General features: G+C 63.7%; 16 protein-coding genes. 7 read left to right on the forward strand and 9 right to left on the reverse strand.

Annotated elements, in window-relative coordinates; translation table 11 throughout:
* Nucleotides 1–34: 34 nt before the first annotated feature.
* On the reverse strand, nucleotides 35–253 hold the full coding sequence (locus M2337_RS12095; protein WP_264570438.1) for a hypothetical protein: 219 nt from the start codon (nucleotides 251–253) through the stop codon (nucleotides 35–37).
* On the opposite strand from M2337_RS12095, the gene M2337_RS12100 reads away from it, so the two are divergent.
* Nucleotides 246–620 (forward strand): hypothetical protein, encoded by a 375-nt coding sequence (locus tag M2337_RS12100; RefSeq protein WP_264570439.1) that lies wholly within the window; start codon nucleotides 246–248, stop codon nucleotides 618–620. The two genes, M2337_RS12095 and M2337_RS12100, sit on opposite strands and share 8 nt — an antisense overlap.
* A 15-nt stretch (nucleotides 621–635) precedes the next feature.
* Here the strand turns inward: M2337_RS12100 and M2337_RS12105 are convergent, their stop codons facing one another.
* Nucleotides 636–2,312 (reverse strand): ATP-binding protein, encoded by a 1,677-nt coding sequence (locus M2337_RS12105; RefSeq protein WP_264570440.1) that lies wholly within the window; start codon nucleotides 2,310–2,312, stop codon nucleotides 636–638.
* A gap of 187 nt (nucleotides 2,313–2,499) precedes the next feature.
* On the opposite strand from M2337_RS12105, the gene M2337_RS12110 reads away from it, so the two are divergent.
* Nucleotides 2,500–2,691: a hypothetical protein gene (locus M2337_RS12110; protein ID WP_264570441.1), complete on the forward strand. Its 192-nt coding sequence runs from the start codon at nucleotides 2,500–2,502 to the stop codon at nucleotides 2,689–2,691.
* Between the two features lie 38 nt (nucleotides 2,692–2,729).
* Here M2337_RS12110 and M2337_RS12115 read toward each other — a convergent pair whose 3' ends face one another.
* The 4 genes from M2337_RS12115 to M2337_RS12130 all read right to left on the reverse strand — a co-directional run bounded on the left by M2337_RS12115 (nucleotide 2,730) and on the right by M2337_RS12130 (nucleotide 5,706).
* A complete protein-coding gene (locus M2337_RS12115; RefSeq protein ID WP_264570442.1) occupies nucleotides 2,730–3,233 on the reverse strand; it encodes a sigma-70 region 4 domain-containing protein in 504 nt (167 codons plus the stop codon).
* A gap of 118 nt (nucleotides 3,234–3,351) precedes the next feature.
* Complete coding sequence (locus tag M2337_RS12120) at nucleotides 3,352–3,558, reverse strand: hypothetical protein (protein ID WP_264570443.1); 207 nt, start codon at nucleotides 3,556–3,558, stop codon at nucleotides 3,352–3,354.
* A gap of 84 nt (nucleotides 3,559–3,642) precedes the next feature.
* A complete protein-coding gene (locus M2337_RS12125) occupies nucleotides 3,643–4,860 on the reverse strand; it encodes a DUF932 domain-containing protein (RefSeq protein WP_264570444.1) in 1,218 nt (405 codons plus the stop codon).
* Between the two features lie 123 nt (nucleotides 4,861–4,983).
* On the reverse strand, nucleotides 4,984–5,706 hold the full coding sequence (locus tag M2337_RS12130; RefSeq protein ID WP_264570445.1) for a hypothetical protein: 723 nt from the start codon (nucleotides 5,704–5,706) through the stop codon (nucleotides 4,984–4,986).
* Between the two features lie 157 nt (nucleotides 5,707–5,863).
* On the opposite strand from M2337_RS12130, the gene M2337_RS12135 reads away from it, so the two are divergent.
* From M2337_RS12135 to M2337_RS12145, 3 genes are all read left to right on the forward strand, one after another.
* Nucleotides 5,864–6,631, forward strand: a complete 768-nt coding sequence (locus M2337_RS12135) for a MucR family transcriptional regulator (RefSeq protein ID WP_264570446.1) — start codon at nucleotides 5,864–5,866, stop codon at nucleotides 6,629–6,631.
* A 125-nt stretch (nucleotides 6,632–6,756) separates the two neighbouring features.
* Nucleotides 6,757–7,572: a hypothetical protein gene (locus tag M2337_RS12140; RefSeq protein ID WP_264570447.1), complete on the forward strand. Its 816-nt coding sequence runs from the start codon at nucleotides 6,757–6,759 to the stop codon at nucleotides 7,570–7,572.
* Between the two features lie 20 nt (nucleotides 7,573–7,592).
* Nucleotides 7,593–8,312, forward strand: a complete 720-nt coding sequence (locus M2337_RS12145; RefSeq protein WP_264570448.1) for a hypothetical protein — start codon at nucleotides 7,593–7,595, stop codon at nucleotides 8,310–8,312.
* 16 nt (nucleotides 8,313–8,328) lie between these two features.
* Here the strand turns inward: M2337_RS12145 and M2337_RS12150 are convergent, their stop codons facing one another.
* The 3 genes from M2337_RS12150 to M2337_RS12160 all read right to left on the reverse strand — a co-directional run bounded on the left by M2337_RS12150 (nucleotide 8,329) and on the right by M2337_RS12160 (nucleotide 16,029).
* Nucleotides 8,329–12,615, reverse strand: coding sequence for a strawberry notch family protein (locus M2337_RS12150; protein ID WP_264570449.1), 4,287 nt, complete (start codon nucleotides 12,613–12,615; stop codon nucleotides 8,329–8,331).
* A 135-nt stretch (nucleotides 12,616–12,750) separates the two neighbouring features.
* A complete protein-coding gene (locus tag M2337_RS12155) occupies nucleotides 12,751–14,811 on the reverse strand; it encodes a ParB/RepB/Spo0J family partition protein (protein ID WP_264570450.1) in 2,061 nt (686 codons plus the stop codon).
* A 33-nt stretch (nucleotides 14,812–14,844) separates the two neighbouring features.
* Entirely contained in the window at nucleotides 14,845–16,029 is a 1,185-nt protein-coding gene (locus M2337_RS12160) for a toprim domain-containing protein (RefSeq protein WP_264570451.1), read from the reverse strand.
* 20 nt (nucleotides 16,030–16,049) lie between these two features.
* Between M2337_RS12160 and M2337_RS12165 the strand changes: the two genes are divergently transcribed.
* Nucleotides 16,050–16,808 (forward strand): helix-turn-helix transcriptional regulator, encoded by a 759-nt coding sequence (locus tag M2337_RS12165; protein WP_264570452.1) that lies wholly within the window; start codon nucleotides 16,050–16,052, stop codon nucleotides 16,806–16,808.
* A gap of 135 nt (nucleotides 16,809–16,943) precedes the next feature.
* On the forward strand, nucleotides 16,944–17,510 hold the full coding sequence (locus M2337_RS12170) for an acyl-homoserine-lactone synthase (protein ID WP_264570453.1): 567 nt from the start codon (nucleotides 16,944–16,946) through the stop codon (nucleotides 17,508–17,510).
* Nucleotides 17,511–17,516 lie beyond the last annotated feature (6 nt).

Genomic DNA, 17,516 nt, shown 5'->3' on the forward strand with positions numbered 1-17,516 from the left:
ATCGCCATGGGCGGCGTGGCTGTCGGCACCGACATCATGCGACGAGGGTTTGGAGTTGGTCGGTATGCGTGGGAGGACTGGTGGTCAGCCGGAACGGCTGGGCCGGATTTCCTGTCCGCAACACGAACTGTGCAGCACCGGTTTCGCGATGCCTCTGGACCGCGACCGCATAGGCATTTTCAAAGGAAGCCAGGCGCGCCCGCTTGGGTGACAGCGGTGCGCGCCTGTCGAGATTGGCATCGAAAATGGCCATTGGCTTGCTCCAGCAGACCGGACGATCATTCGTCGGGGAAAAGTGGGAAATGCGGGCTGGCTGGTTCGTCGCGATCGAACAGGACCCAGGATGCATCGCGCGCGAACGCATGATCGAGCACCGCCCGGAACTCGGCCGAAATGGCGGGGGGCTCGGCATCGCCGAACACCGCGCTGGTGTGAACGAAGAACCCATATTGATGGGCCTAGAGCACGAGATCGACGTGCTGGATGACGATCCGACCATCAGCGCCGCGTGGGGCGGTCTGGATCAGGCGCTCGATCGCTGCACGGTCGGCGGGCGGAATATGCTCGGTCGAGCAAACGAACAGCGTCGAGCGCCTCATCTTCATCTCCATCGGGTTTGAGACATCGCCAGCCGGTCAGGCGGCCGGCGCCAGCGAAATCGCAAGCCCATCGCCTGAGGAGGTCAGCGCAAGCGTCCGCCCGGCCGGGATCAGCCAGCCTACATGGTCGAGGAACGCGGATCGGATGCGGGCTGCGAGCGCGGCTTCTTCGCCGAGCAACAACCGGTTGGCGAGGTTGCGAGACTGGCGCGAGAAGTCCTGTTGCTGGGTCTCCCAGCTGTCGCAGTCGCCATCGTCAGCCGCCGAGAACAGGCTCGCATCGATGAACCATGCAAAGTCTGCGGGCTCTAGCGGCGCGCTCTCGACGAACAGGATCACGGCATCATCAAGGTCGCTCGACCAGGCAGTGCAGGCCAGCGCTTCGCAGGGAATCGAAACGACGACCGCCTCGGCACCTTCCGTCGCGTCGGGCAGCACCGGGATCTCAGCGGTGATCGACGTTACAGCGCCGGTGGAGAAGTCCTCGGGCAGATCGTCGTCGGCGCCATAGGCATGCTGAACGCCATCGCGCTCGATCGTGAACACGCACGGCTCCGCGCGCGGCAGGCTGTCATACCAGCTATAGCCGGAGAAGGATGGCTCCTCGAGAACGGGCCGGCCGCCAAGCGGGTGTTGCGCGCCGAACGCACGCGCGAGCGCCTGCTCCACATGCGCTTCCTGCGCCGGCATGATCACCATCGGATCGGTTCGAACAGGATCGCCGGTGTAGCGATCACGGCTGTCAGCCGTGATCGGGAGCCAACCGCTGAGCCATGCATCTGCTTCAGGAAGAGCGATCCCGAGGTCGAGCGCCGCAGTCCAGCTTTTGAACGACAGCCGATGCGTCGCATTCCGCGAGACCGCACGAAAGATCGCGGTTTTCACCGCCCTGCGCAGCGCGTCGAGCGCCGGGTTCTCGACCATCTCCTTGCGCGCCGGGAGCACGAGCTGGAGCGCGGGCGCATCGATGATATCGACCCGGGCACGCCAGCCCTGGCGGTCGACCTCCGAGACGGTCGGTAGCCGACAGGGGACCGTGACGCCGTGAAAGTTGATGCGCGGCGCGTGACTTGCTTCTGTCACACGGTCGGCGAAGATACCGATGCGACAGCCCTGCCAATGCTCGACATAGACGGCGCCTGCGAGGAAGTCCTTGCGGTCGAGCTCCTCGCCGTCAAGCCAGACCGGCATGGGGTAATGAAGCGCCGCCGCCTTGGCTGCCTGCTCGACCTGGGAGGCCCAGGCATCCGGCAACAGGATGTCAAACAACGTCCCCCGGGTCAGATCGGACTGCTCGATTGGCAGCGCAATCGCCCCTTCCCAGCCATTCTGGGGCAGATGGACCTTCCACGCACGTCTTGCGGTAGTCGAGTAGGACTGAACGGTGACGGCGTGTCCGGCGAGACTGAACACGCCCATACCGGCTGGATCTTCACGACGAGCCGTATCATCCCCCCACCCGGACTGGCCCAGGGTCAGCAGCATGTTCGGGTCATCAATGCCGTTCCCGTCGTCCCGCACCAGAAGGTGCGGGCTGCCGTCATCGGTTACAACCTCGAGATAGATGGCCGTCGCATTCGCGCGCCGCGCATTCTGCAGAAGCTCCGCCAGAACGTCCGAGATCGTCCCGTTGAACAGACGCGAGACCTTGGTGATGAGCGATTGACCGACAGCTGGCCGGACCTGGGTTGGAAAGGTCATTGGGAGGGGCACGGCTATTCTCCTTGGGCACGCGGGGACAATCCCTCACGCATCCAAACCCCACCCCCTCCCCTGGGGCCGGTGTGCCCGAGCGCCTCAGCCAGAGACCGGAACCACTCGAACGGGCGCGCGGCCAATCGCCCGATCGGCTATGGTCGATCGGTAGCGGGAAGGTCATCGACTCGAACGGGAGGACAAGATGCGCGAACTGGATGCGGAAGAGCGGGCAAGCCTGGCTGCGCTCGATACGGATCTGCCGACAGCCGATCTGATCCATATGGCCGATGGCCTCGCCGACATTCTCCGGGGTCGAGGTCACGTCATCCAGGCCCGGCTCGTCGAGGTAATGATCGGACGGCTGGAGGATCTCGATGGCCGGTTGAACGATTAAACGCCGACACTGTCCCATGGGGAAACTGGTTGTCCCGGCTAGTCTCGCGTTGAACGATCAAGGGCGGATGCGATGGACGCCAGAGCCTCACCGATATGGCGTTCGACCTCGACGCTGGTGATCTGCAATCGCCGGGCAATCTCTGATACGCTCAGGCTTTCGCGCTGGTGAAAGAGCAGGATGGTCCGCGTCGTGTCAGGCAGCGATCGCACCGCAGCCTGGTACCGCGCGGCGACCTCGGGCTCGATCTCGCCGAGACTGGCACGTCCCACCCGGACCCAGGAACGGACCCAGATAGCATCATCCTCCCGCATGACGGTCCTTTCATCCTCGTCGATGCGTAAAAGCCCAGCGGAGGACCAGCGCTCTCGGGCGATGGCGATGGCCGGGTCCGGCGCCTGGTCGCTCCCGAGATAGGCATCGATCCGGGCTGCCAGCGCATAGCTGGTACGGCGACGGTCGCCCCGCAGACTGAAGCGGGGATGGTCGTTGAAGAGGGCGAGCGCTTCCTGCAGGAGCGCCCGTGCATCGTGGTCGGACATGTCGGCCACCTCCAAGATAAGCAGAACCATGACGCGCCGGCCGTCGATCTGGCCCAAATGGGCAAGATGCGACCGGTCCGGCGCGAACGGCGGGTCGGATAGCGAAGTCGTCGGCCGGTCAGCGGGCGACGGCCTCACGGGTCAGGTCCGGGATCCGGGCGTTGTCATAGGGACTGGAGACCGAGCGTTCGAGCGCATCGCGCTGGGCGCGATACCAGTCGGTCGCCTCGATCTGATAGGTCTCGGTGGCAAAGGGTTCGCCGCTGCTCGAAAATACGACGTCGATGGTGAAGGTCGCGAAAGCGATCTGGGAAGAAGCACGCACGGGAAAGCCTTTCGATAGGAAAAAGGCGGCTCCGACCGTGATCGGAACCGCCATGTGGGTTGCTGGTGACGTGGAGAAGGTGCCTCAGTCGGCCTTGGCGAGAAGCTTGCGGGCCTTGCCCTCGATCTCCAGCCTCGTGTCCTGGTTCGAGCGGGTCCGAGCATGGGCGGTAATGCCCTGCACGAAGTCGAACAGGCTCGCGGGCGGATGACCTTCCTCCGCCAGGACCGACTGGATGATCTTCGCGGTGTCGGTCTTCGAGAAGCCGCTCTTGCGCAGAAAGCTCTCGCGGTCCTCGTCGGTCCGCGCGACGATGCGTCCACGGGCGGTCTTGATACCATCGATGAAACTCGCCGCCGAGGATTCAGCGAAGGTCTCGAGCGCCGGCGCGGCTTCATGCGCGAAGCGATTGGCGGCGAACTTGGAATGGCGGACCTTGATCTCTTCAAAATTCTCGACGCCCCAGAGATTGCGGTTCATGCACACCGCACGAAGATAGAAGGTCGCTATTCCCAAAGACTTGGAGCCGACTTCTGAGTTCCAACAGTAAAAGCCCCGGAAGAAGAGGTCGGGATCGCCATTGGGGAGCTTGCCCGCTTCGATCGGGTGGGTATCGTCGACAAGGAAAATGAAGACGTCGCGGTCGGACGCGTACAGTGTCGTCGTGTCGGTGGTGACGTCGACATAGGGGTTATAGTGCATCGAGCGCCAGTCGAGGACGCCTGGCACTTTCCACCGCGTGTCGCTCACCCCATCGCCCGCAATCCGCATGACGGCTGCGACCAGCTCGTGATCCCAGATCCGGCCATAGTCGGGGCCTGTCACCGCGCGCAGTTCGGTACGCCCTTCGCTCGTCCGCAGGAGCTTCACCTGCTCGCCGCGATGATGGAGCAGGCCGTGCTGGAGATTGATGCCGGCAAGAGCGGCCGGCAGCGTGCGCAGATAGGAAGCGGGCGCACCGACGAGGCTCGACAGCTGGCCGAACGACCAGTTGGTGGGGGCAAGCGGCTCGGCTTCGCCTGGCACGATCAACGACAGGCGCTCGGCACTGTTCATGCTCGCCTCGACGCGAACCTGATTGCTTTCGACCACGCGGGTCCGGGCATTGTCGGCACGCGCGCGAACGCTGTCATAGAGGGTATCGAGCGAGAGGAATTTTTCGTCGTCGGGCCGCGAGAACCATTCCGACGAGACGCGCGAGATGTTGCGCCCCCGGGAGATGTCGACCCGGTATGCGCCCGATACTGGCGCGCGTGGAGAGGAAGAGGGAGCAATATCGATCTGCTGGGCAAGACTGGCCATTTGAGGTCTCCTTGGATCGCACGGCCCGAATTCCCGGACCGGCCATCCCTTCCCCACCCACTCCCCTCCCAAGTGTTGGAGCGCCTTCGTCTCGTTGGAGAGATCCGAGAGCGCTCGCCAGACTTAGGCAGCGATCTGCTGAGGCAGCCATTCGTAGAGAAGATGGGCATCGGGTTCATATTCGTTGCCGATGGCGATCCGCACGAGGCGCCCGTCGCAGGCGAAGTTCGCAGCTCGCGGAAACTCCATGTAGCTGCGCCCGTCGAACACAAAGTCTTTGGATCGAACCGCAGTTACGGTCCGGGTCGTACCCAGAGCGCGGTGCCCGCCTGGCGCGCTGATCAATGTCATCCTGTCGCCGGCCTTTAGGCGTTTGCGGAATGCGGCAAGCGAGAGGGTCGCTTCGACCGGACTGGACTGGCCCCGCCTGCGCGCCAGGGCAGACCAATAGGCGCGGCCAAGGGCTACGTCGCTGTAGAAGGAGCAGGAGAAGAAGTCCTGGAGAGGGTTCGACCGGGTGAAGCCGAACCGCTCGACCTGATCGCGCACGGTGACGATCATGTTGTTCTGGGCATCGCGGTCGGTCAGGTCGTCGGGCGCATCGAGGATCTCGACCTTGACCTTTCGGCCACCTGCGAACCTTTCCGTTCGGACCGAGAAGCGCATGTTCGGGAAAGTCGCGCAGATATGCCGTTCGATGCGAGCGGCGAGCTCATCGAAAGGTTCAGCCTGGCGGTAATAGTCGCCCGTATAATGAAAATTTCCGCGATCATCATAGGACGTCTGGCTGTACAGGCACGGGGCGGCTTCACAGCGCGGCGGAACGGCTTTCGGGTGCTCAGTCATCGAATGTCTCCTTGCATGGCGCGTGCCCAAATCGCTGCGCCACCAAGTCCATCCCCACTCCCCTCCTTTGACTTCGCTCTTGCGAATGTGCAGTCATCACCGGCCCGCTCGCTCTGACTTCGCTGCGGGATCCATTTTCAGTGATGAGAGGTGCTGCATGGCCGAGATCGAACAGCCAAATGTCATGACTTTGACGGTATCTTTGCTCAGCGCCTATTTTTCCAACAACACAGTTCCGAGCGCTGAACTGCCAACCCTGGTCGACGGCACGCGCAAGGCATTACTCGGCGAACTGGCTGGCGCGAGCACCCCGGAAGCGCGTTCCGCGCCGCCCGTCGAAACGCCAAAGGTCGAGCTTGCAGATGACCTGGTTGCCCCCCCAGCGCCTGAGCCCGCGCCGGCACCCCAATATATTCCGGTGGTCTCCGTCGAAGAAAGCATCGCATCCCCCGACCATCTGATCAGCCTTGTCGATGGCAAGCGCTACAAGACTTTGAAGCGCCATTTGGCGACGCATGGTCTGACGCCAGCAGAGTATCGGGAGCGGTACGACCTGCCCAAAGACTATCCGATGACGGCAACGAGCTATTCAGAGGCGCGTCGTGCGGTTGCCAAGGCCTTAGGCCTGGGCAGTCGCCCGACGGCGAAGGCCGATCCTGTACCTGCCCCTGAAGTCGAGACCCCAGTGGCCACAAGCGCCCCCGCTCCCAAGGCCAAAACGCGAATTGCACCGAAGGCGCCGAAAGCAAAGGCGGCTGCCAAGAAGCCCGCAGTGCCGAAGGCGACCCGCAAGCCGCGCACCGCGAAGACTGCGGCCGCAGCGCCGGAACCAGCTCTTGAAGTTGCCACTGCGCCGAAGCGTCGCCGCGTCAAATCCAGCGAAGCCGCTGCGGCCGCTCCGACCGAAGCGCCTGCAGAGGCCTGACAGAGAAAAGTGGCGGCGGCCATCGCTCGATGCGCCGCCGCCACGCCCACCCAGCAGAGGGCGGCCCATCCTTTCGGTCACGGGCGGCCAGGCCGCTGCCCCAAGACGGAAGGACATGACGGTAGATGCGCGCCCAGCCTTTCACACGACCAACTTTGCTTGCCGCGGTCGAGATGCTTGAGCGGCACACGCAGGCAAGCTTCGACCAGATGACATTGCGCCTCGGGCTCGAAAATGAGGTCAGCGAAGGGTCGGGAATCAGCGTTGCCAAGAAGGTCGGGCAGCTCGGCAGGATTGTCGTACAACGCTCCGGCACTGTTCTTCAAACCGTCCAGGGAAGCATGACGCTGGGCGAGGCTGTGGTCCGCGAGACCCTCCCGCTTCTGACCCCACGCTTCGAAAATCCCAATCAGACTGCGCTTTTGCGCGGCCTGGCGCGCGACGGCTATGTCGTCGAATTCGACGATAGGGGGAAAAGCCCGCAGCTTCGCGCGGCACTGCCGGAAGAGGTAGATCTCCCGGCGAGCGACAGCGAGGTGCATGAACTGCTCAAGCAGTATCAGTTTCAAGTACCCAAAGGTCATCTCGACCAGGCGATCGAGGCGCACACGCGAGGCGATTGGGCGGCCTGCAATGCCCAGCTGCGAACCTTCCTCGAGAGCTTGTTCGATCAGCTTGCCCACCGGATCGCACCGGCGAAGGCGGCAGCGCTGGCATCCTCGGAAAACCGCCGCGCCTTGCTGGCGAGCGAGGGTTTCCTGGTTTCTGATCGGAACGAGTGGACTCAGGATGGCAAGAACTTCGTCAACGGGCTTTTCAAGATGCTCCATACGGACGGCTCGCACCCAGGTCTCTCGGACGAGGACCATTCGACCTTCAGGCTGCATCTCGTCCTGGTAACCGCGCGGACCTTCCTGCGCCGTTTCCACAATGGGACCTGAGGCATGAGGGATAGGACCCGATGAAGCTCGAATTTCAGTGCTGGAAATGCGGCGAGGGAACGCCGGGTCGGCGCGTGACCGCCCCGTTCAACGAGAGCAGTGTCTACCGCTTCGAATGCGCCCACGGTCACGTCCACGAAATCGTGTTGGCGCAGCTGCGCTTCGAGGTGCTTGCCGAGACCGGCATGCAGGCGCTGGTCGACGGCTATTACCGGGATGCCGTCGCCTCCTTCGCCGCGGCGCTGGAGCGCGTCTACCAGCTCTATTGCGAGATCATCTCCCGGAGCAAAGGCACGGATCCGGCCATGTTCGAGGGGACATGGAAGCTGGTCGCCAGCCAATCGGAACGACAGCTCGGCATGTTCATCGGGCTGTACTTCCTCGAAAATGGATCAGCGCCACCGCAGCTTCCCAGGAAATGCGTCGAGCTGCGCAACAAGGTGATCCACCAGGGGCTGCTGCCGACCGAGGACGATGCGATTGCCTTCGGCCAGGCTGTAGTTGATCTGGTGCAGCCAGTGCTCAACGCTATGATGCCCCGCTACACCAAGGAGATCGAGGCGTTCACCATCCAGCATCTCGAGAAGGCAGAAACCTCAAGGAGCCCCGAACGCTATAAGCACCGCGTGTTCTTCGAGTTCATCCTGCAGTTCGACACCGAGGCCGATGACTGGGATCCTGCGCCGGCCGATCTACGTGCGGAACTCGCCGTTCGCAGGGCGCGGGCAGCCGCCAACTAGACAGCCGCCCTCTCCGTCATCGTACAGCGTCGGTGATCGCTTCGAGCACCGCATCGGCCCGGTCGAGCGGGACGAACAGTCTCGTGCGATATTGGATAACTTCGCTGAACGCGCCGAGCGCCTTCAGCCGTTCGCGATCCTCGGGCCTGTAGTTGCGGATCTCGAGGCGTCGCGTCCCGTTGACCAGCGCCAACGCCAGCACTGCGCCGCCCAGATGAGGGATGGTGATCGCATTGCCCGCCTGGGCAGCCGCCCGTAGCTCGGCGGCGCTTAGTTGAATGGCGCTGTCGAGCCCGAAAGCCTGCTCCAGCTCGGCGACGGCGGCGGGTGCCACGATACGTCCAAGGATCGACGTGCCGGCGCCATCGTCGATCCGCCAGACGCGGACATCGTCCTGGGGGAGCCTGTGCCAGACCGGCAGGAGCAGGCCGGAGGCGACATTGACGATCTCGATGTCGACCTGGGCCTCGGCTTCCGCAGCCTCCGCCTCCCATTGCGCCTGGAATTCTTCACGGTCGATCTCCTTCCAGAAGCTCACCCACATCGCGATCTCCTGCATGCGCGCGGCGCCGGTCGGGCGGACAAGCTGGCACATCGGAATGATGCGCCCTTCCTCGTCGGTGATCGACCAGGACGGCACCTTGAGCGCGATCCGCTTCGATCGGCTGTTGCGCAGGTAAGCGATGCCCTCGGTGCCTTCCCATATTTGCATGAGCCACTTCCAGCCGGTGACGCGAGGGCGCAAGTGAAGCTCGAGGCGCAGCAACCGCGTCTCCGCGCCAGTGACCGGATCGGAGCGCAATGTCTGCTGCGAAAGCGCCACGATCTTTTCGGCACGGATCGTCTCGACGCCGACATCGAGGGTGCCGGCCTCCCGCGCGGCATCCACCCGGGCCTGGATCAGCCCCATATATTCGTCGAATATCGCATTCTGAGTCGCGATCCGAAGAGCCAGGATACGATTGAGCCAGCGCTGGATCGGCGGCAACGTGTCGAGCAGCGTGCCGTTCTCGTCCGTGAGCTTGAGGCCGGTCATCCCGACAAAGTCGTCGAGCTTCACGCTCGCGAGCTTTCCGCCGTGGAGGAGATGATACCACTGCGTGAGGGCTTCGCGGGCATAGTCGCTTTCGAGATTGTCGGCCGGATTGAAGAGATTCTGGCCGCCCGTCTGCCGCTGGCCTCTCGTCAGCGCCCCGAGACTGTCGAGCCGGCGGGCGATCGTGGAGATGAAGCGGCGCTCGCCCTTACAATCGGTCGTGACCGGCCGGAATACCGGCGGGACACTCTGGTTGGTGCGGTGCGTGCGCCCAAGCCCCTGGATCGCGACATCCGCCCGCCAGCCGGGTTCCAGCAGGAAGTGGACCCTGCGCTTGTGGGCTGTCCCGCACGCAAGGTCGGCATGGTAGGACCGCCCGGTCCCGCCCGCATCCGAGAAGACGAGGATGGGCTTGCGTCCGTCCATGAAAGCTTGGGTTTCCCAGAGATTGGCGCGCGTACCGCGACGCTCAAGCTTCTGGTTGCCATCTGCGCCGATGACAATGCGGCGGGACCGCCCAGTTACTTCTGCGACGCGGTCCGTTCCGAAACGACCGAGCAGCGCATCGAGCGCGGCCGGCACGGGTGGCATCGCGCACAGTTCCTCGATCAGCGCGTCGCGCGCTGCCAGCGCTTCGTGACATTGGACGAGATTGCCGGCCTCGTCGCGCATGGGCTCTGAGCGGAGCGAGCCATCGCTCGTCGCGAATACGCGCATCTGCTGGGTGGGAAAGGCGGTCTTGATATAGTCGATCATGGTCGCGCGCGGCGAGAGTTCGAGATCGAGATGAGCGCGCTCCTCGGCCGTCAGCTCGGCGAGGCGCCGGTCGAGGATCGCTTCGGCGGTGCTGACGAGCTGCACCACCGCTACGTTGCCAGTGGCAATCTCGGCCTCGATCGCCGAGAAGACGCTCGGCATTTTCATCGAGATCAGGAGCGACGACCAGAAGCGCTGCTTGGAGCTTTCGAAGCGGCTGAGTGCCGACCCTTTCGCCATGGCGTTGAGCGTCTGGCCGGAGGCGCGATCGACGATATTTGCAGCCTGGAGCGCGGCCTCAAGGTTGCGGTGTATGATCGCCCAGGCATCGGCATAGGCGTCGTAGATCTCGATCTGGTCGGGGGTCAGCCGATGTTCGAGCGGATCATATTCGACGCCGGCAAAGCTGAGCGCACGCGCCGTATAGAGGCCCATCGCCTTGGTGTCGCGCGCAACAATTTCCATCGCTGCGATGCCGCCCTCGTCCATCGCGGACAGGAATGCGGTGCGATCGTGAAAGGCGGTGCCAGTCCCCCACAAGCCGAGTCGCGCGGTATAACTAAGATTATCGGGCTTCGTGGCGCCGGTGGCGGACACATAGATTACCCGCGCGCGCGGCAGCGCATTCTGAAGCCGCACGCCCGCCAGACCCTGTTCAGATCCCTTTGCCGCACCAAACTCGGTCGCGGTGCCGGTGGCGTTCCCGAGCGCGTGGGACTCGTCGAACAGGATCACGCCCTCGAAATCTTCGCCAGCCCAATCGAGTAGCTGCTGCAGACGCGAGGTACGATCGTGACGCTGCGATCGAAGCGTTGCGTAGGTCAGGAAAAGGATACCGCTCTCCATGCCGATCGGCTCGCCGAGGGGGACGGCGTCGAGCGCTTGAATATCGATCGGAAGGCCGCCGAGCGCGCTCCAGTCGCGGCGCGCATCCTCAACGAGGGCAGCGCTGCGCGAAATCCAGATCGCGCGCTTGCGCCCCCTGTTCCACTGATCGAGGATGATGCCGGCGCCTTCGCGACCTTTGCCGACCCCGGTTCCGTCCGCGATGAAGAAGCCGGCGCGATAGACCGCGCCATCAGGATCGGCATGGAGTTGGTCGCCCGCCGGGTTGGGCGAAAAGGTTCCGGGAAGATCGCGCTCGCAGGCCTCCCCAGCATGGATGATCGTTTCAAGCTGCGCGTCCGAAAGTGCTGCGACAGCATGGCTCTGGAGCAAAGGCTGATAGCTGGGTGCCGGCAGTAGCACGGATGCCATCGCGAGCGATTCGACGAGTTGGTCGGGATGGGCGCGCGCGCCCTCGATCGCAATCCGGGCGGGACGCCAGGGTGCATAATGGCCAACAGGATCGCCGGACGGAAGCGGCGTTTCCCTGACCGCATAAGCGAGTGGCCGAACGGTGCAATCTGCTGCGATACGGGTCGGAGCGACGAGCACGCGTCTGGAAAGTCCGCCGAACAGGGCGGCCGGCGAACCCATTGCGGGGCGCCGCGGGCGGGTCGGCAAGGCCGCTGTTGTCGGGGGATCGGTCTCCGGGGGCGTGATGCGCTCGGGAATCTCAGCAAGCAGCAGAGCGGCCGCTTCGATCGTCTCGGCCGTGAACCGCACCACTTGTCCGCTCCAGCCATTGTCGAAAACGAGCAGCCGGACCGCGATGCTGGTGCCGTGCTTGGCATAAGGGCTGCCCAATATGGTAATCTCGAACCGGGGCGCGACAGTCTCTGCCACCATTGCATAGCCCGTTGCAGCGGTGCCATCATGCGCGAAACTCGGCGGCATGATCGCAACACAGCGGCCGCCGGGCGCCAGGCAAAGCAGTGCCGAGCGGAGGTGCCGAGCACCAGCAAACCGATCCTTGCCGCGCCCCTCGCTGCGGCTGAAGGGCGGATTGATAAGCACGACACTGGGACGTGAACCAGCGCGCAGCAGATCATTGATGAACTCGCCGTCGTGCGTGGTGACGTCTGCTTCGAGCAGACGGGCTAGGAGGCCGGCGCGGATCGGATCGCGTTCATTGAGGACCAGCCCGGCTTTCGCCCGCACGCCGTGAACAGCGAGCATGCCGGTTCCAGCGGATGGTTCGAGAACCCGGTCCGACGACGTCAGCCTCGCGGCTTTAGCGACCAGCGAGGCGAGCGCGATCGGCGTGCTGAACTGCTGGAAGGCGATCTGATGTTCACTGCGGAACGTCTGGGTCGGCAGCGTTCCCTCGAGCCATTTCAGAGTGGCAAAGGCGTCAGCTGTATTTGGATCAAGGCCGCCCAGAGCCTTGGCGCGCCGCAGCAACAGCACCTGAGCGCCCTCCAGCGCGTCATAGGCTTCGCGCAGCGTCCAGGCGCCGGTTGCATCGCTGGCTCCGAATGCGGCTTCCATCGCCGCAGTCAGATCGTGGCGTCGGATCGTCGCGTCGCAATCAAGGCGGGCCGCCAGGCGCGTGGCGACCTTGAACAGCAGGTCAGCCTTGGAAGGGTTGGACTCTGGGGTGGCAAAATCGAGAAGCGGTTGAGACATGGCAGGTCTCCTGGGACAATCGGACTATTTCCGGTCCGCCCACGCCCTCCCCCCTCTCTTCCGGGATGAAGGCGCGCGATAAAGGGGCCGCGACGAGCGGCCGCGACCCCTGCGAGTTTGCTTTTTTTGCGCGGCTCAGGCCGCTTGCGGCAGCGCGTCGGGCGCCTCGTCGACCACGGACGGATCGGCCAGATCCTCTTCCTTGGCGAGGGTGTCGTCCGGTGCCTCATCAGTCACATCGGCCTCGACGACCAAGTCCTCATCGGCCAGGATCGCCTCAGCCTCTGCCGGATGCGTGAACCGCATCACGTCGGGCACCCAGCTGAGGGCCGCCTCGCGCAGTTCGGCTTCGATCGGCACCTGGCCGCCGAAGATCTTCTCTGCGGACGTCGCAAGGTCGTGCTTCTTGGACGCTCCATAGCGGCTGGCGAGTTCGGTGCCGCCAAGCGCTTCGAGATGCGCAAGGATCGCGCCCTTGCTGGAGAGACGGTCGAAATAGTTGTTCGCGGTGGGACGCCACCAAGCGGCAACATCGATCTCTAGTTTGACCCCGAGATGATCGAGAAAGGCGCTGCCGGTCTTCCCGGCAGGGACCGCAGTCAAGGTTCGGGCGACGACCCAGCCGAGCCAGGCCGCACGCGCCTCCCGCGGCAGGGAGCAAAACGCGTCATAGCGCTCGTTCACATCCGCGAGACCCGTCCAGCTGCGATCGAGCGACTCGCCGAGCTTGTCCCACTCCTCCGACGCGAGCGTACCGCTCTCATAGCCCGTCAGCGGAGAATAGGGTGCATCGGCCCGCAACTCAGTCGCGAGGTCGAAGCTCCCATATTTGCGCGTCGCCCGGTCCGCCATCCAGAAGGTAGCGAGATCAAGCGCGAAGGCCGGATCGCTCGCGACATGGACGCGCAGCAGTTCGGTCCTCATTTCGGCCAGCTCCTGAGAAAGCCGCTGGCTGTAGGCGGGCTTGCCGGCCTTGGCCTCGACCTCGCCCTCTGCGTCTTCATCGCCCTCGTCCGCATCACCGTCCGGTTCCTCGCCAGGCGCCACATAGAGCTGCTCGTGGAGCCGTGGCTGGCCGTCTTCGCCGATGACGAGATAGGCGAGCACAGTGCCCTTCTGCTCGGCGCTCAGGATGGGCTGCCGGTGATAGATCGCCTGATACTCCGCCTCGAGCGCCTCACCGCGCGCCCGGGCGGTCTCGGCCTCCTCCTTCTCGAGGCCCTCGACTTCGAGATTGAACGCCTCGATCTCGGTCTCGAGTTCCTCAAGACGGCTCTCCTGCTCGGGCGTGAGCGGCGGCAATTCGGCTTTGATCGGATGCAGATCCCAGGTGTCATTGTAGCTGACATAGGTCTTGGGAAGGACGCGAACCTCCCGGAAGCCCTCGCGTTCGCGAAGCGCTTCGGCGGCTTCTGCCAGCGTCTCGGCGGCCAGCATGTCGAGCAGCCCGCCATCGATCCAGCGTTCGGTGGTGTGATCCGTAAACAGGTCTCCGTGAAAGCGGCCGCCGGCCTCCACATAGGCCTCGCGCCCGACCAGCTGGGCTTTGGGGTCGCTGCCGGTGTAGGTGCCCTCGGCGAGATGGCGTCGGATCTCGTCGGCATTGGTCCGCTGATAACTTCCACGGAGCCGTTCGTAGGTCTCTGCCTGGCGTTCGCGATCACTGCTGCCGCTCGCATAGGCGGTTGCGACCGTGAGCGAGATCTCACCGTTGCGGAGTGCATCGAAGACCACATCGGCGAGGTCGGCGAGCGCGAGGCGGCTGCGCACGAACCGCTCGGTCAGGCCGAACCGGATCGCAACCTCCTCGGGCGTGCGGCGCTCGATTTCGATGATGTCCTGGAAGGCGCGGCAGGTGTCGGCCGGGTTCATCGTCAGGTTGAAGAAATTCTCCTCGAGGCTGGTCTCGATCGCTTCCTTCTGATTGTCGAGGACGAGCACCGCGATCTCGAAACTCGCATCAAGGACGCCCTTCTCGATCAGGCGGTGAACCGCGTCGAGGCGTCGGCCCCCGGCGATGATGCGGTAGTGCCCCTTCTTGCGCGAGACGGGCACGCCGATGAGGTTCTGGCGAACGCCCTTGAGGGCGATATTTGCCTCCAGCTGCGCGTCGGCGAACGGATCGCTGACCTTGCGCACGTTGCTTGGCGACTTGGTGAGGTTGGTCGCCGGAACCGGGATGGGCATGTGCTTCATGTTACTAGTCTCCGAGCGGTGGTGACCTGACCATCAAGCCACTTGCCGCCACCACTCCCCCACCCCCTTCCCTCCAAGGCGGAGCACGTCGTTCCAGTCCTTGTATGGATCAGGCGGAAACTCGGTCTCGATCGTGCGGCCCGGCAGCTCGTAAGCCTCGCGGGCATGGGCCTCGGCGATTTCTCCGGCGATATCGTTGTCGGGGAACAGGATGAGGCGGGTGACGCACTCGGGAATGGCGATCTGGTGCAGGCGCTCGGCGCCGAGCGTCGCCCAGACAGGAACGCCGAAGAGGATCATCGCCGACAAGGCGGTCTCGGTCCCTTCGGCAAGGCCAAGTACGGAGCTTGCAGCACCCAGCATCACGGCGCCGCGATGGGGGCGACCGAGGGTCATGCGCGGATCAATGAGATCACGGGCACGCCTTGCATCATCGCGGTCGAAGAAAGTGCGCTGGACAGCCACGAACCGGCCGGCATCATGGACCGCCGCGATCATCGCCGGTCGAAAATCGATGTCCTGGCCGCCCCCCAGGGGGGTGCGCGCATTGAACCGCAGCACTTGGGGCAAGAGTGCGATGCGCCTTCGTTGAAGATAGAGCTCAGCGGCCGTGCCCATCGCCGGGCGCGACTGGTCCCAGAGCCGCAGGGCACGTTGCCGGCCAGCCAGATCGGCGGAAATCACCCGACCGATGCCCTGCTCGAATTGGGTCGATTGCAGGGCCTGCTCGTCGACCTTCAAGACCTTCTGGAGGACGTCGCGCGTCTCGCATCCGGCAAAGCATTTGAAGAGCAGGGCATGATCGCCGATCCGAACCGAGAGGCTGGGACTACGGTCAGCATGGGCAGGGCACCGGCACATGCCGTGATCCCCGCGCCATATGCCGCCAAGCCTTTTGACGATCTGTGCGCCGATGGATTCCAGATCCAAGCGGGGCCGCGAAAGCGTGGATGCATTTGTCATAATAGAGCACTCGAAGGGGGCGGGATTGGCGCGCGCGCCAGGAGAAGCACGGCAGCGGGCGGGGCCATCCGGCACCGGGGCCCAATCGCTGCTTCCCCCCTTCCCTCCAACACTTTGGGAGCTGCGCAGCCTGCGGCTGGTTGCGCCTCTTTTCGGTTTCGCAATATTTTGAACATTATGGCCTAATCGCCTGATGTCGCTGATTTTGTTTATTTTTGACAATAATGTTACATTCGACTGACGATGCTTGGACACCTTTCAATCAGGAGGTGAATATGCCGGACCGGTTCGACTTCCCGCAGACGATCGCTCGCCTTTTGGGTGCCCAGAGCGAAGATGATCTTTTCGCCGATCTCGAACGCGCGACGTTCGACCTCGGCTTCAGCAAATTCGCAATCGGCCATCATGTCGATCTCGCGATCGCGCCAGCAGATGTTATTCGCATGTCCAACTATGATCGCGAATGGATCGAGCGATCGTTCAGCGAAGGCTTCTTTGCCGACGACCCCATTCACCGGGCGAGCATGAAAACTGCCGCTGGCTTTCTGTGGTCGGATCTGCCGCGCTTTATCGACCTGATGCCCCGGCACCAGGAGATCCTGGCGGCCGCGCGGAACTACGACCTCGCCGAGGGCTATACCGTCCCTGTCCATGTGCCCGGCGAATATCAGGGAACCTGCTCCTTTGCCGCGCGATCGCTCGATCGGCTCCGGGCAAACGCCCTACCGATCGCCAATATGATCGGGATCTGGGCATTCGAGGCCGCCAGGAAGATCTTGCGCGTCAGAGACACGCTCAACGGGCGTGCAGTCATCACCCCAAAATTGACCGAGCGACAACGCGATGCGCTGGTGCTGCTTGCACGCGGAAAGCCCGATCCCGAAATTGGGGCGTTGCTGGGCATCTCGGAGAGGACCGCGCACGAGCATGTCGAGAATGTGCGCAAAGCCTATGGGAATGCGCAGCGACCTCTTCTTGTCGTCCGCGCGCTGTTCGACGGTCAAATCTCGTTCGGAGACGTCTTCCGGCGCTAGGCAACCAGCCAATCAGCGGGTCGCCTGATCGCGCCACTCATATGAGCATCCTCTTGTCACCGACAGGAGGAAGCCATGCCCATACAGATATTCACAGGAATAGACGATCCGCAAGCGGCGCCGGATATCGAGGCAATGTTCGAAGATCGCAAGCGGATATTCGTCGACCTGTTGAACTGGGACGTGCCCGTCCTCGCCGACCGCTATGAAGTCGATCAGTTCGACACGACAGATGCGATCTATCTGGTCGAGGCAGAAGACGGCGAGCATTACGGCTCGATCCGGCTGCTACCGACAGACGTCCCGCACATTCTGGGCTCGCTCTTCCCGTATCTATGTGACGGCCGCGTGCCAGCGGGCGCCGATGTCCTCGAGATCACGCGCGGATGCCTGTCGCCGCGCCTGCGCGCTGCTGAGCGCCTGCGGGTCCGCAATCGACTGACCACGGCCGCTGTCCACTATGCGCTGATGCACGAGGTGCGCGCATTCAGTTGTGTCGCGGATTCTGGATGGCTCGTCCAGATCCTGACGCTCGGCTGGGACTGCAGGCCGCTGGGAGAGCCACGCAGCATCGCGGGCGTCAACACGGGCGCTCTGATGATCGACGTCCGGACCGATACGCTCGCCAAGTTGCGCGAGGCTGGCACCTACGCCCACACATCAATCGTCGCAGGGCGCTTTTATGCCCCTGTCGCGGCATAGGAGGGG

Origin of the sequence: Sphingobium sp. B2D3A, assembly GCF_025961795.1 — a bacterium.
GTDB lineage: Bacteria > Pseudomonadota > Alphaproteobacteria > Sphingomonadales > Sphingomonadaceae > Sphingobium.

Excerpts from the sequence above, each read along its gene's own strand:
- M2337_RS12150 (WP_264570449.1), bottom strand. The coding sequence starts at position 12,615 with ATGTCTCAACCGCTTCTCGATTTTGCCACCCCAGAGTCCAACCCTTCC.
- M2337_RS12145 (WP_264570448.1), top strand. The coding sequence starts at position 7,593 with ATGAAGCTCGAATTTCAGTGCTGGAAATGCGGCGAGGGAACGCCGGGT.
- M2337_RS12100 (WP_264570439.1), top strand. The coding sequence starts at position 246 with ATGGCCATTGGCTTGCTCCAGCAGACCGGACGATCATTCGTCGGGGAA.
- M2337_RS12130 (WP_264570445.1), bottom strand. The coding sequence starts at position 5,706 with ATGACTGAGCACCCGAAAGCCGTTCCGCCGCGCTGTGAAGCCGCCCCG.
- M2337_RS12135 (WP_264570446.1), top strand. The coding sequence starts at position 5,864 with ATGGCCGAGATCGAACAGCCAAATGTCATGACTTTGACGGTATCTTTG.
- M2337_RS12170 (WP_264570453.1), top strand. The coding sequence starts at position 16,944 with ATGTTCGAAGATCGCAAGCGGATATTCGTCGACCTGTTGAACTGGGAC.
- M2337_RS12095 (WP_264570438.1), bottom strand. The coding sequence starts at position 253 with ATGGCCATTTTCGATGCCAATCTCGACAGGCGCGCACCGCTGTCACCC.
- M2337_RS12125 (WP_264570444.1), bottom strand. The coding sequence starts at position 4,860 with ATGGCCAGTCTTGCCCAGCAGATCGATATTGCTCCCTCTTCCTCTCCA.
- M2337_RS12110 (WP_264570441.1), top strand. The coding sequence starts at position 2,500 with ATGCGCGAACTGGATGCGGAAGAGCGGGCAAGCCTGGCTGCGCTCGAT.
- M2337_RS12165 (WP_264570452.1), top strand. The coding sequence starts at position 16,050 with ATGCCGGACCGGTTCGACTTCCCGCAGACGATCGCTCGCCTTTTGGGT.
- M2337_RS12140 (WP_264570447.1), top strand. The coding sequence starts at position 6,757 with ATGCGCGCCCAGCCTTTCACACGACCAACTTTGCTTGCCGCGGTCGAG.
- M2337_RS12155 (WP_264570450.1), bottom strand. The coding sequence starts at position 14,811 with ATGAAGCACATGCCCATCCCGGTTCCGGCGACCAACCTCACCAAGTCG.
- M2337_RS12115 (WP_264570442.1), bottom strand. The coding sequence starts at position 3,233 with ATGTCCGACCACGATGCACGGGCGCTCCTGCAGGAAGCGCTCGCCCTC.